At 30.6% G+C, this 14,784-nt stretch carries 12 protein-coding genes and 1 pseudogene; all 13 read left to right on the forward strand.

All coding sequences use genetic code 11. The features are described from left to right. A partial coding sequence (locus J7M77_RS02755; protein ID WP_296875725.1) for a PRD domain-containing protein occupies window positions 1–1,152 on the forward strand: 1,152 nt, incomplete at its 5' end. A gap of 13 nt (window positions 1,153–1,165) precedes the next feature. Further along, complete coding sequence (locus J7M77_RS02760; protein ID WP_296875727.1) at window positions 1,166–1,486, forward strand: PTS lactose/cellobiose transporter subunit IIA; 321 nt, start codon at window positions 1,166–1,168, stop codon at window positions 1,484–1,486. After that, the gene (locus tag J7M77_RS02765; RefSeq protein WP_296875729.1) at window positions 1,487–3,127 is read left to right on the forward strand and encodes a PTS lactose transporter subunit IIBC; all 1,641 of its coding nucleotides are present in this window, start codon (window positions 1,487–1,489) and stop codon (window positions 3,125–3,127) included. 1 nt (window position 3,128) lies between these two features. Further along, the gene (gene lacG / locus J7M77_RS02770; protein ID WP_296875731.1) at window positions 3,129–4,532 is read left to right on the forward strand and encodes a 6-phospho-beta-galactosidase; all 1,404 of its coding nucleotides are present in this window, start codon (window positions 3,129–3,131) and stop codon (window positions 4,530–4,532) included. Continuing rightward, window positions 4,532–6,676, forward strand: a complete 2,145-nt coding sequence (locus tag J7M77_RS02775) for a UDP-glucose--hexose-1-phosphate uridylyltransferase (protein WP_296875733.1) — start codon at window positions 4,532–4,534, stop codon at window positions 6,674–6,676. Before lacG ends, J7M77_RS02775 begins: the two co-directional genes overlap by 1 nt. An 11-nt stretch (window positions 6,677–6,687) precedes the next feature. After that, on the forward strand, window positions 6,688–7,965 hold the full coding sequence (locus J7M77_RS02780; RefSeq protein WP_296875736.1) for a galactokinase family protein: 1,278 nt from the start codon (window positions 6,688–6,690) through the stop codon (window positions 7,963–7,965). 13 nt (window positions 7,966–7,978) lie between these two features. Then, window positions 7,979–8,953, forward strand: coding sequence for a UDP-glucose 4-epimerase GalE (gene galE / locus J7M77_RS02785; RefSeq protein WP_296875738.1), 975 nt, complete (start codon window positions 7,979–7,981; stop codon window positions 8,951–8,953). Window positions 8,954–9,216: 263 nt separating this feature from the next. Next, window positions 9,217–10,146, forward strand: a complete 930-nt coding sequence (locus J7M77_RS02790) for a glycosyltransferase family A protein (RefSeq protein ID WP_296875740.1) — start codon at window positions 9,217–9,219, stop codon at window positions 10,144–10,146. Between the two features lie 176 nt (window positions 10,147–10,322). Next, complete coding sequence (locus J7M77_RS02795) at window positions 10,323–11,423, forward strand: zinc ribbon domain-containing protein (protein ID WP_296875743.1); 1,101 nt, start codon at window positions 10,323–10,325, stop codon at window positions 11,421–11,423. 9 nt (window positions 11,424–11,432) lie between these two features. Further along, complete coding sequence (murF, locus tag J7M77_RS02800) at window positions 11,433–12,785, forward strand: UDP-N-acetylmuramoyl-tripeptide--D-alanyl-D-alanine ligase (RefSeq protein WP_296875744.1); 1,353 nt, start codon at window positions 11,433–11,435, stop codon at window positions 12,783–12,785. Then, on the forward strand, window positions 12,782–13,822 hold the full coding sequence (locus J7M77_RS02805; protein ID WP_296875746.1) for a D-alanine--D-alanine ligase family protein: 1,041 nt from the start codon (window positions 12,782–12,784) through the stop codon (window positions 13,820–13,822). The genes murF and J7M77_RS02805 overlap by 4 nt, the downstream gene beginning before the upstream one ends. A 201-nt stretch (window positions 13,823–14,023) precedes the next feature. Further along, on the forward strand, window positions 14,024–14,428 hold the full coding sequence (locus J7M77_RS02810) for a hypothetical protein (protein ID WP_296875748.1): 405 nt from the start codon (window positions 14,024–14,026) through the stop codon (window positions 14,426–14,428). Continuing rightward, a pseudogene (locus tag J7M77_RS02815) lies at window positions 14,415–14,784 on the forward strand (hypothetical protein); the annotation flags it as partial. The gene J7M77_RS02810 and the pseudogene J7M77_RS02815, both read left to right, overlap by 14 nt.

The following is a 14,784-nucleotide window of genomic DNA, read 5'->3' on the forward strand; positions in this document are numbered from 1 at the left end:
GAGTATTATTCTTTAGCACAATCATTAGTTCAAAAAATGCAACAGGAATTTCAAATAGAAATAAATCAAGATGAAGTAATCTTTGTGATGTTGTTTATGTTATCTGGTTATGAATTGGCAGTAAAAAAGAAAGTTGTCACCCTTATTGCTTTTCATGGTAGTCAGAGTGCTTCATCAATTGCTAAAACAATTCAAACATTAACACATCAGGAAAATATCTATGGTTATGATTTATTATTAGATAAGAGTATGACTGTTGCTTACAAAGAGCTAAAACAAAAAATGATAGATATTGATCAAGGTAAAGGAGTAATCCTGATCTATGATATGGGTTCAATTAGAACAATGGCTGAATCAATTCACGTAGAAACTGGGATTGAGATTCGCTTTATCGAAATGCCAATTACTTTGTTTGGAATGGTGAGTGTTAATAAGACAAATGAAAATTGTTCTTTAGATGAAACATATCAATATTTAAATGATAAATTTAAAGATATTCAATATAAACGTAAACAGCAAACTCAAAAAGCATTATTAGTTATTTCGCCACTTCAACAAGAAATTGAAGAAGCAATGAATTATTTAAATACCCATTTTGAATTAACACCATATAAAGTTTTTCCTCTCAAAAAGACTGAACTCGGTGATATTTATAATGAAATAGACAAGATTTCTCAGCAAAATAGCATTGTTGGTATTATTAGTAGTTACCATCTACATTTATCACAATTTTCTTTCTTGTATATTCAAGATTTGTACCAGCAAGATGCTACCAGCTTAGAAAAATTGTTTAGTCAAAATGATGATTTATATAATATTTTTGATTCTATGATCGAACAATTCCCGCACTTAAATATGTTGGAACTTAAGGAGCCGTTAATTCGTTTTGTTAGTGAAGTACCGAAATTATTAAATATAAAGGTTGATCTAAATCAAAAAACAGGATTATTAATTCATATGATTTGTTTAATTGATAAATTAAAGAAAAATGCCTATCCTGCAGTTAATTTTATAGCGTCAAAGATTTTAGTAAGAGATCGTAAAAGTGTTGGGATAGTTAGAAAAGAATTAAGTGATATTGAAAATATTGCTGGGATATCAATCAATGACAGTGAAGTTGCAACAATCATTTCAATTATAAAAAAACAATAAGGAGAAAATGAAAATGACAAAAGAAGAAGCAACAATGGTCGCATTTGAAATCGTTGCATACTCTGGGGATGCACGTTCTAAATTATTAATGGCTTTAGAAAAAGCAAAAAGTAAAGATTTTGAAACTGCCGAAAAATTAGTGAATGAGGCTGAAGAATGTTTAGTAGATGCTCATAAAGCCCAAACTGAATTATTGCAATTAGAAGCTCGTGGTGAGGGTGTTGAAATTGGCTTTATTACTGTACATGGTCAAGATCATTTAATGACGACTATGTTATTAAAGGATATTATTGGAACATTGATGGATGTTTATCGTAATGGGGAGGAAAAATAAATGGATAAAATTATTGAACCAATCGAAAAGATGAAACCTTTCTTTGATAAGGTTGCACGTAATAAATATTTAAAAGCAATTAAAGATGGTTTTATTGCCAGTATGCCAATTATTCTATTTTCAAGTATTTTTCTACTAGTTGCTTATGTACCAAATATTTTTGGTTTTTATTGGAGCAGTGAAATAGAAGCTATTATTATGAAACCATACAATTATTCAATGGGAATCTTAGCGGTTGCTGTTGCGGCGACAACAGTGAAAGGATTTACTGACTCATTAAATCGAGAATTACCAGCTAATAATCAAATCAATAGTGTTTCAACAATGATCTGTGCAATTATTGGCTTTCTAATTTTAAGTGCTGATAGCATTGAAGGTGGTTTTGCTAATGGTTATTTAGGTTCTAAAGGGTTACTTACAGCTTTTATGACAGCATTTGTTGTTGGTTGGGTTTACAAGTTCTGTGTTAAAAATAATATTACAATTAAAATGCCAGAACAAGTGCCACCTAATTTATCACAAACATTTAAAGATGTGATTCCTTTTGGCGGAGCAATTGTTGTTATCTGGTTATTTGATCTTATTTTTAGAAATATAACCGGTATTAATTTTGCTGAAGGTGTTATTCAGGTTTTCCAACCATTATTTACTGCTGCTGATGGATATATTGGATTAGCGATTATTTATGGGGCAATGTCATTATTCTGGTTTATTGGCGTACATGGTCCATCAATTGTTGAACCAGCAATTTCTTCAGTGCTAGTTTTAAATATGACAACTAACTTAGCCGCTGTACAAGCAGGACAGCATGCTAATAATGTTTTATCTTTAGGTTCTCAATACTTTGTTGTATGTTTAGGTGGGACAGGAGCGACTTTAGTGATTACTTATATGTTTGCTTTTCTAGCTAAATCAAAAGAATTAAGAGCAATTGGACGGGCAAGTTCAATTCCGGTTTTATTCAATGTTAATGAACCGTTCTTATTTGGGGCACCTATTGTTTTAAATCCAGTATTCTTTGTACCATTTATTGTAACACCAATTGCTAATATCTGGGTATTTAAATTATTTGTTGATCTTTTAAACATGGATGGTTTCATTTATACCTTACCTTGGACAACACCAGGACCAATTGGTATCGTTTTAGGATGTGGAATAAAAATCTTACCTATTATTTTCTTAGCCCTTGTTTTAGTGATGGACTTTGTAATTTATTATCCATTCTTTAAAGTTTATGATAATCAAAAGTTAGAAGAAGAAAAGGAAAATACAATTACTGTAGAAGCAAAAGATAAAGTTGATATTGATGGTGAAGTTTTAGTTTCTAAGAAGATTTTAGTATTATGTGCAGGTGGTGGAACAAGCGGATTGCTTGCTAATGCATTAGCTAAAGGTGCAAAAGAAAAAGGAATACCATTAGTGACAGCTGCCGGATCTTATGGGGCTCACATGGATATCATGAAAGATTATGATTTGATTGTTTTAGCACCGCAAGTTGCTTCTTATTATGAAGATTTGAAGAAAGATACTGATCGTTTAGGAATTAAATGTATTGCCTGTCAAGGAAAACAGTATATTAGTTTAACTCGTGATCCAGAAGGAGCATTAGAGTTTGTCTTTAAAGTGATGGAGGAAAAATAAGATGAGATTTAGTGATGATTTTATTTTTGGAGGAGCTACTGCCGCATATCAATGCGAAGGTAGCACTCTAGAATATGGAAAGGGAAAAGTTTCATGGGATGATTTTTTAGAAAAACAAGGTCGCTTTAAAGCCGATCCAGCAAGTGATTTTTATCATCAGTATCCAGTTGACTTAAAATTATGTCACATGTTTGGAATTAACGGGATTAGAATTTCTATTGCCTGGTCAAGAATTTTTCCGGATGGAAAAGGAAAAATCAATCCTCAAGGGGTTGAATTCTATCATCGTTTATTTAAAGAATGTCATCAAAATGGTGTGGAACCATTTGTGACATTGCATCATTTTGATACTCCGGATACTTTATTTAAAGAAGGTGATTTTTTAAATCGTGATACAATCGATGCTTTTGAAAATTATGCGAAATTCTGCTTTGAAGAATATAAAGATGAAGTCACTTATTGGTTTACTTTTAATGAAATTTGGGCAGTTGCAACTAATCAGTACATTGAAGGAACATTTCCAAATGGTGAAAAATATAATATGACCAAAGCTTTTCAAACTATGCATAATATGATGTTAGCACATGCAAAAGCAGTTGTTGCTTATAAAGAAGGCCATTATAATGGACAAATTGGCTGTGTCCAATCATTAGAGTATAAATATCCGTTTAATGAAAATAAATTAGAAGATATCATGGCTGCCAAAAATGAAGATGTCTTGCAAAATCAATTCTTATTAGATGCTACCTTCCAAGGTTACTATAGTTTAGAAACAATGAGTATTGTCAATAAACTTATTGCATATAATAATGGCACTTTAGATATTCGAAAAGAAGATTTGGATATCATGAAAAAAGCGGCAATCATGAATGATTATATGGGAATGAATTATTATCAAAGTCGTTTTATTCAGGCTTATGATGGTGAAAATGATATTCATCATAATGGAACTGGGGAAAAAGGAACTTCGCGTTTTCGTTTAAAAGGCGTTGGTGAAAGAATGAATAAAGAAGGAATTGATCGTACTGACTGGGACTGGTTAATTCATCCTGAAAGTATGTTTGATATGCTGAACCGGATCAAACAGCAATATCCAAACTATAAAGCTATTTATATTACTGAAAATGGTATGGGTTATAAAGATGATTTTGAAGATGGAATTATTGATGATACCCCACGTATTGATTATATAAAAAGACATTTAAAGTATCTTTTAAAAGCAGTTGAACATGGGGTTAATGTTAAAGGTTATTTTGTCTGGTCATTGATGGATATGTTTTCATGGACAAATGGATATAATAAACGATATGGATTATTTTACATTGATTACAAGACTCAAAAACGCTATCCTAAAGCTTCTGCATACTGGTATAAACAGGTTTCTGAAACAAAGGAGCTATTGTAATGATGGAAACAAAGGGTGTTATATTTGATTTTAATGGGACTTTATTTTTCGATAACGATAAGCATCTTTTAGCCTGGGAAACAATTTCAAAAATGATTAGAGGAAAAGGAATTAGTCAAGACGAACTTCATAATCATTTTAATGGTGTCCCTAATCAACAGATCATCCAGTATTTATTTGATCAAAAGGCAAGTCAAGAAGATATAGATAAATATTCAAAATTAAAAGAACAATATTATCGTCAATATTGTAAGGAAGATACAAAGTCTTTTCATCTGGTTGCCGGGGCTGAAAGCTATTTTGAAATGTTGGTAAAGCAAAATATTCCTTTTACAATTGCTAGTGCATCAATTAAAGAGAATATTGATTTCTTTATTGAATCCTTTCATTTAGATAAATGGATCAATCCTCAAGATATTGTTTATGATAATGGAAAGTATGAAAATAAAGTAGCTATGTTTCAAGATGCGGCGAAAAAATTAGGGTTAGATATGAAAGATATTACTGTTTTTGAAGATTCTTTAAGTGGAATCAAAAATGCTCATCTTGCTGGCAGTTGTCAAATTGTAGTTATTGATTCAGCTAACAAAGCGGATGAATATATTAATTTACCTGGAGTAATTAAAGTATGCCATGATTTTACTGATTTAACTGTAAATATCAATTTACAAATTAATCGTTTGATTCATTTTGCGATGCAAAATAAAATGATTGAACGCAGTGATGAAGAATATGCAGTTAATTTATTATTAGATTTATTCCATCTAGACAATTTTGAAAAAGAAACTGTCACGGAAACGCTAAAAGAAGCAACTCCAATTTTGGAAGAAATGCTTAACTATGCTGTTGAAAAAGAATTGCTTGAAAACAATATCACTGCCAGAGATTTATTTGATACTCGAATTATGAATTGCGTTATGCCAAGGCCAAGCGAGGTTGTTAAGAAGTTTAATGAAAAATGCTTAAAATCAGTTAAGCGGGCAACAGATTATTATTATCGGTTATCAATTGCATCGAATTATATTCGTAAAAGTCGTACTGATAAAAATATTCGTTTTAAAGAATTTTATAAATATGGAGATATTGAAATAACGATTAATTTATCTAAACCGGAGAAAGACCCTAAGGAAATTGCAAAGGCTAAATTAGTTAAATCAAGTGGTTATCCAAAATGTTTATTATGCAAAGAAAATGTAGGTTTTGCTGGGAATTTAAATCATGCAGCTAGACAAACACACCGGATTATTCCACTTAATTTAAATGGCAAAGAGTACTATTTACAGTATTCTCCTTATGTTTATTACAATGAGCATTGTATTGTTTTTAACGCTCATCATCAGCCAATGGTAATTAATCATGATACTTTTATGAATCTGTTATCATTTATTGAGCAGTTTCCACATTATATGCTTGGTTCTAATGCTGATTTGCCAATTGTAGGCGGATCTATTTTAACTCATGATCATTATCAGGGAGGAAGCTATACTTTTCCAATTGAAAACGCAGCTGTTTTAAAGAAAGTATATTTAAAGCAATATCCTGAACTCACAATTGAACTGATGAAGTGGCCTTTATCAACTATTAGAGTAACTTCTTTTAATAAACAAGCGATTATTGATTTCGCTGATGCTGTCCTAGCAAAATGGCGCCAATACTCAAATCAGTCTTTAAATATTTTATCAGCTACAAATGGTATAGCCCATAATACTATTACACCGATTGCTAGAATGAAAAAAGACAAATATCAGTTAGATTTAGTATTAAGAAATAATCGCACAAGCGAAGAATATCCTGATGGTATTTTCCATCCCCATCAAAATCTTCATCATATCAAAAAAGAAAATATTGGTTTAATAGAAGTGATGGGATTAGCCGTGTTGCCAGCTCGATTAAAAACAGAATTGGAAGAATTAAAAGAATGTTTGTTGCATCATAAAGATATTAATACTGTTTTAAAATTAGAAAAACATCGTAGCTGGTACAATGAATTAAAACAAAATTATGATATTAATTTAGAAAATGTAGATAATATTTTAAAGCAAGAACTTACAAAGAAATTTGTCGAAGTTTTAGAAGATGCTGGTGTTTTTAAAATGAATGATGAAGGCATCAATGCTTTTATTGAATTTGTAGAAAATATATAGGAGAAGGACTTATGAAACAAGCAAGTTTAATAATTCAGGAAATTAATAACGATCAATATAATCATATTTTAAAAGATGTATATGTTGATAGTGAATTGATTGAAATACAAAAACAAAGATATATTCAAGCTATAGAGAAATTTATATCTTTATATGGCGACCAGGAAATAGAAATTTATAGTGCTCCTGGAAGAAGTGAGGTTTGTGGAAATCACACTGATCACCAACATGGCGAAGTTATTGCTGCTGCTATTAATTTGGATATTATTGCAGTTGTTGCCAAAAATAAAGATACTGTAAAAGTCGTTTCTGATGATTATGATATCGAAGAAATAAGTATTAATGATTTGGAGAAAAAAGATGAAGAAATTGAAACTTCTAAAGGTTTGATTCGTGGTGTATTAATGCGCTACCAACAATTAGGTTTTCAAATTGGCGGGTTTAATGCTTATATGACAAGTGATGTTTTCCAAGGATCAGGATTATCTTCTTCAGCTGCATTTGAAGTAATGATTGGTACTGTTTTATCGGGGTTATATAATGAAATGAAAGTTGATCCAGTGACAATCGGACAAGTTGGACAATATAGTGAAAATGTTTATTTTGGCAAACCATGTGGTTTAATGGATCAATGTGCGTGTTCAGTAGGTAATTTAATCCATATTGATTTTAAAAATAATGAACAGCCACTTGTAAATAAAATCGATGTTGATTTTTCAAAGTTTGGCTATAGTTTGTGCATTGTCGATGTTCATGCTTCTCATGCAGATTTGACAAGTGATTATGCATCTATTCCTGAAGAAATGAAAAAAGTAGCACAGTTTTTTGGAAAAGAAGTTTTAAGTGATGTTGATGAAGATGAATTTTATGCACATTTACCAGAAGTTAGAAAAGCAGTTTTAGATCGTGCTGTATTAAGAGCGATGCATTTGTTTGCTGAAAATAAGCGGGTTCAAAAAGCGGATTTGGCTTTAAAAGAAAATGATTTTGAAACATTTAAAACAATTGTAAAAGAATCCGGTAATAGTTCATTTAAATACTTACAAAATATATACTCTAATCATTATGTTGATCAGCAGGCTGTTTCAATTGCCTTAGCTTTATCGGAAAAAATATTAGAAGATCAAGGTGTATGTCGAGTTCATGGTGGTGGTTTTGCTGGAACGATTCAGGCATTTGTTAAAAATGAATTCGTAAGTAAATATAAAGAAGAAATTGAACAGTATTTTGGTAAGGGGTCATGTCATATTTTAAAAATTAGAAAATATGGCGGAATAAAAATTTTATAGATAGGAGAATAAAATGAGTGTATTAGTATTAGGAGGAGCAGGATATATTGGAAGCCATACAGTATATGCTCTTATTGACAGTGGTGAAGATGTTGTTATCGTAGATAATCTACAAACCGGTTTTAAAAGATTGGTACATCCTCAAGCTAAATTTTATCAAGGTGATATTCGTGATAAAAATTTTTTAAGAGAAGTATTTGCTAAAGAAGATATTAAAGGAGTTATTCATTTTGCAGCAAATTCATTAGTAGGTGTAAGTATGAAGGAACCTTTAGAATATTATGATAATAATGTATATGGGATGATTTGTCTTTTAGAAGTCATGAAAGAATATGATGTTAAATTTATTGTCTTTTCCTCTACAGCTGCAACTTATGGTGAGCCAAAACATATTCCTATTGTAGAAAGTGATGAAACTTCACCAACCAATACTTATGGAGAAACCAAACTGGCAATGGAAAAAATGATGAAATGGTGTGATCAGGCTTATGGTATTAAGTGGGTTGCTCTTCGTTATTTTAATGCTTGTGGGGCTCATGAAAATGGTTTGATTGGAGAATTACATAATCCAGAAACACATTTAATACCATTGATTTTACAGGTTCCGGCTAAAAAAAGAGAAACCATTTACGTTTTTGGAACAGATTATGATACCAAAGATGGTACATGTATTCGAGATTATATTCATGTTAATGATTTGGCTGATGCGCATATTAAAGCATTACATTATCTATATAATGGAAATAATAGTGATGTTTTTAATCTAGGAAATGGTGAAGGATATTCAGTATTAGAAATTATTGAAGCTGCTAAAGAGGTTACACAGTTACCAATCAATGTCACCTTAGCTAAAAGACGTAGTGGTGATCCCGCAAAATTAGTAGCTGATAATACAAAAGCAAAAGAAGTTTTAGGCTGGCAACCTCGATATACGGATATTAAACAAATTATATCTACTGCTTGGAATTTTCATAAAAATAATCTCTAATTTTTGTTCATTAAAAGAAAAAATAAGATTCTACTAAATTTTTAAAAATAGATGTAAAAAGATATTTTTAATCAATTACTTTTATCCTTGTTAAACAAAAGTAATAATGATGATTTGAAGCTAATTAAATATTTAAAATAAAAATTCTACCTCCCGTATGCTTTATAATATTTAAATGTAGCAAATAATCTTCGCTAAAAAGTAACTGATAAGTCAAAATAAAATAAGTAGAAAAATATGTGTATGTTAGATTGGAGAAATATATGGTAGATATAAGTGATAATAAAACGTGTTTAAAAGCAGATATTGAAGCTGTTATTACAAGTTATAATCAAGGTGCTATGATCTTAGAAGCAATTCAATCACTATGCAGCCAAACCCAATTACCAAAAAGAATTATTATAATAGATGATGGTTCAACAGATGCGTACTCTCTTGATATCCTAAAGCGAATTGAAGAAACTGATTTTCCAGTACCAATTATAATTTATTTTCAAGAAAACAAGGGTGTTTCGTCAGCGCGAAATCTAGGGATCCATAAAACACAAACATCAATGGTTTTAGTGTTAGATGGAGATGATAAACTTGAGCCTACATATATAGAAGATGTCTGTAAATTACTTTGCAGTGATCCAACAATGGTTGTGGCTTCATCATGGATGCATACTTTTGGCGTACTAGATGCAATCGTTTGTCCTGGTGGTGGGGATATAGTTCCATTTCTATCACGTAATTGTTGTCCGGCAACACATATTCTTCGTAAAAAATTTTTTATGCAATGTGGCGGTTATGATGAATCGATGCGGTCTGGATTTGAAGATTGGGATTACTTTTTAAGTATGTTAGAAACGATACCTGCAGCTCATGCGGGAATTGTTGAAAAGCCGTTGATAAATTATCGAACTGCTCCTATTTCTGCAAATATAAGAAGTATGAATAAGCGTCTTGAACTAATGCGTTATATTATAGAAAAGCATAACAAAAGCTATTATAAAAATATTACAAATGTCCTGCTTGATCTTGAAGCAATATCTAATTCAAGATTATTTGGATGGGAAAATGAAATAATTCATTCACTGAAGAATAATCAGGAGTTGAGTGAATCAACTAAGCAATTTATAAAAAAACCAACTTATGGTGATGGGGGAATGGCTTTTGCAGTTAGAATAGCATCAAGCAGTAAAGAAAAATAATAAATTTGTATATCTAGATTAATCCTTAAAATTATTGTTTATGCATTTGTAAGAGAAATTAAAGTCATCTAAAATTGATTTTATTGACTGTTAGAGATCTTGCTAGTTTTAGTAAGGTCTTTTTTTCATGGTGGCATTATGGTAAAATTAAACCATTAAAATGAGTAGGTGATAAGATGATTAAATGTAAAAAATGTGGTAGTGAATTAGATGAAACATTTTTATTCTGTCCTGAGTGTGGTACCAAAATAGAAAAAGAAACAGTTAAAGAAAAAAGTTATTGGTTTGATTTAAAAATATGGGCTGTTTTTTTGGCTTTAGTATTAATTACTATTCCAATGGATATGTATTTAGATTATTTAGCGATGGAAAATAAAGTAGCCAATAAAACAAGTCAAGAAACTAATAAAGATATAGAATCATTGGAAAATAGTGAATATTCCTTGGCTACTAATCGTAATAATTTAGGTGTTAGTTATTTTAATGATAATGGCAGTTATATTATGATCAATGATCAGGTAATTAAATTTAATGATGACTATAGTAATCAAGAATTGGTTGTTGATGAATATGTAACTTCTTTTAGTGAAGATGATGATTATTACTATTATTTAGATAGTAATAATGATTATATTAGAATGGATAAAAAAGAGCGTAAAAGTGATAAATTATTGGAGAATGTTTATTATGTTCAAAATTTAGGTGAGCTTGTTTATTATCAAAATGATAGTGATAATGAGTCAATTCATTGTTTGAATTTAACTAATAATGAGGATAAAAAGATCAATGATGAAGTATCTTATTGTTTGATAGTTGATCAAAGTAAGGAAAGAATCTTTTATGTAAATAAAGAGAATAAATTAATTTCAATTGCTTTAGATGGCAGTGATTTGAAAATAATAAGTGAAAATGCCGGTTTATATACGTATGATGGCAATGATTTGTATTTTATAAATGACAAGGGGATTGTAAAAAGTGATCTAGATGGTAATGATCAGCTGATTTATGAAAATCAGGATTTAGAAATGATTAATTTTCTTGGTGATAAATTAATTGTTCAAGGTGGTGCATTTATTTATCAAATTGATAAAGATGGAAAAAATGCTAAAGAAATATATAAAAGTGACAGTGATATGAGTTTTGAAATTGTTGGTAGTCGTTTGCTGGTGCTTTCAACTGATAGTATTAGTGGTATAAAATATGAGATTGTTGATTTAGATGGTAATGTTAAAGAAATTACCAATCAAGGTTCATTATTGAACCAAGGTGAAGTTTAGGGGGAAAATATGAAAATAAAAGAAATTGTAACAGCTACTAAGGGAAAATTACTTAGTGGTGATGAAGAATTAGAAATAATTGGGTTTAGCCAGGATAGTCGTAAAGTTAAAGAAGGAATGATGTATATTCCTCTTATTGGGGAACGCTTTGATGGTCATGATTTTATTTCTAGTGCTTTTGATAATGGTGCCAGTGCTATTATTAGTGATCGAGTAATAGAAGATGAAAAACACGCAGTGATTTTAGTCGATGATACGCTTTTAGCCTTACAGGATATGGCCAGGTATGTAAGAGAAAATCGTAATGTAACTGTCGTTGGGATTACAGGCAGTGTTGGTAAGACCAGTACTCGAGATATGGTTTATAGTGTTATTAAACAGCAGTATCGTACTTTAAAAACCGAAGGAAACTACAACAATAATATCGGTTTACCGTTAACAATTTTAAGATGGCAAGATGAACAGGTTATGGTACTGGAAATGGGAATGAATCATTTAAAAGAAATGGAAGAACTTTCGTTGATTGCAAGACCAGATGTTAGTGCTATTACTAATGTGGGGACGGCGCATATTGGTGAACTTGGTAGTCGTGAAAATATTTTAAAAGCTAAAATGGAAATTGTTGCCGGGATGAAAGATGGCAGTACTTTGGTACTTAACAATGATAATGATATGTTATCATCAGTAACGCTGGAACGATTAAATATCGTTACGGTTGCAATTGATGGCAAAGGTGATTTTAAAGCTGAAAATGTTAGTTTAGATATTGATCATAGTGAATTTGACTTAGTATATCAAGATAAAAAATATCATGTTTATGTACCAGTAGCCGGAAAGCATTTTATTACTAATGCATTAATTGCCTTTGCGATTGGTTTACAGTTAAATATTGATATTGAAAAATGTATTCAGGGGATTAGAGAATTTAAGTTAACTAAAAATCGGATGGATGTTATTAAATTAAATAATAACATTACTTTAATTGATGGAACATATAATGCTAGTGAAGATTCCATGAAATCTAGTTTAGATGTATTAGCTACTTATAAAAATAGAAAAATTGCTGTTTTAGCGGATATGTTAGAACTGGGGGAATATAGTAAAGAAATTCATCAGCGAGTTGGCCAATATGTTGTAAATAAAAAGATTGATATTTTAGTTGCGGTTGGTAAAGAAGCTAAAAATATTGTTCAAGCAGCTAAAGATATGAAAATGGAGAATATTTACTATTGTCAAGATAATCAGGAAGTGATAAATTATTTACTTGAAAGCTTGCAAAATGATGATGTTGTTTTGCTTAAAGGTTCTAATGGAATGAAGCTTAAAGATGTGGTTAATAAAATAGAGGAGAAATTATCATGAAACAAAAATTATTAGTTTTATGCGGGGGACAATCAACCGAAAATATTGTATCAAGAATGTCTTGTACTTCAGTTTTAAATAATTTAAATAAAGATAAATATGAAATTACATTAGTGGGGATCACTCTTGAAGGTGACTGGTACTATTTGGATTTAAACCAACAAGATCTAGCTAAAGATAGCTGGTTAGATAATAGTCATAAAGTAGATGATGTTTTTGGTTTGCTTAAAAGTCAGGATGTGGCACTTCCAGTATTGCATGGTTTATATGGCGAAGATGGAACAATTCAAGGTTTGTTTGAACTAGCAAGTTTGCCATACGCTGGATGCCGTGTTTTAGGTTCTAGTGTGGCAATGGATAAGATTTATACTAAAAAGTTATTTAAATTAGCTAAGATACCACAAGTAAAATCTGTCTATGTAAAAAAACGTAACGATGGTAAACTGGTTGTTATTGATGATGATTATCATGAAATTAATGATATCGAAATTTACATTGAAGAAACTTTAGGATATCCATGTTTTATTAAAGCTAGTCGTTCTGGTTCTAGTGTCGGATGCTATCGTTGCAATCAAAAAGAAGATTTAATGGCTAAATTACAAGAAGCTAGTAAATATGATAGTCACATTGTGGTGGAAGAATATGTTGATTGTATCGAATTAGAAACAGCAGTATTAGGTAATGATGATGTAATTGTTTCGCGAGTTGGACAAATTATGCCTCATGGTGAGTTCTATACTTTTGATTCTAAATATAATGATGAAGAAAGCAAAACTTGTATTCCTGCACTAGTTGATCAAAAAATTCAAGATCAAATTAGAGAATATGCAATTAAAGCATTTAAAGCAATTGATGGTCATGGATTAAGTCGGGTTGATTTCTTCTTAGATAAAAAAACTAATAATATTTATTTAAATGAAATTAATACGATGCCAGGATTTACTAAAATCTCAATGTATCCTCAATTAATGGAAGATTTTGGTATTAGTTATAGTGAATTATTAGATCGTTTAATCGCATTAGCATTTGAAAATTAAATTATTGAAAGATAAAATGGGAGACTTGTATATGATCGAGTCTTCTTTTTATTTTAAAAAAATTAAAAAAATAAAAGTAATTTTATCAAGTACGGTTGTATATATATAATAGAATGGATAATTCTATCTTTAATTATAGCTTACTGCTATAATGTAGTTGATTAGAAATTGTCCGTTACTTTAAAAAAAGGAGGGATGATTTTGGGCGATCATGATATTAATGCCAGAATCTATTTTGCCGATAAGGATCGTTTTATTGATTTTTCTAATGCAGTTGCCTTTAACGGTAAGAATGTTTTAACTAAAGAAAACTGTTATGATTTTAACAGTGATGCAGCTGCCCGCTTTGGAAACATAATCCTTGATCGAAGACGTGATATCATCTATCACTGTATCATTGAAAACCATGATGTTTTAATTGGTTTAGAAAACCAGACCAGGCTTGATAAAACAATGCCAATAAGGGATGCTACTTATGACTTGGCAGTATACAACCGTCTGCTAGGTCCCAATCGGGAGATTGAAAATTTAATCCCGGTATATAGTAAAGTAATCAACTGGGGCGAAAAAAGATGGGGGAATAAATCAACTATTGAAAAGACCTGATATCTTAAATGAAGGATCAAATGACTGGGAAATAGAAATTATTGATATAATTGACCTGGATTATCATGATTTTAAAAACAGAGATAATTATATGTTAGTAAAAGCGATTCAGCGAGTGTATTTGTATAAAGGAAATGACGAAATGCTAAAAGGACTGATACTACCAAAAGATGCCTTAGAGATCGTAGCAAGTCTGGTGGATGATGAAACCTTAAAAAAGATCATGGAAGAAAACAGTAAAGCAAGCAAAGGAGGAGAAGTAGAAATGGGTGAGTCAATCAAAGAGTTTAGAAGACAGGTACATAATGAAGGTATAACTGAAGGGAAACTTGAAAGTGGGACTGAAATACTGTTAA

The sequence above is a fragment of the Thomasclavelia sp. genome (assembly GCF_017889095.1).
GTDB lineage: Bacteria > Bacillota_I > Bacilli_A > Erysipelotrichales > Coprobacillaceae > Thomasclavelia.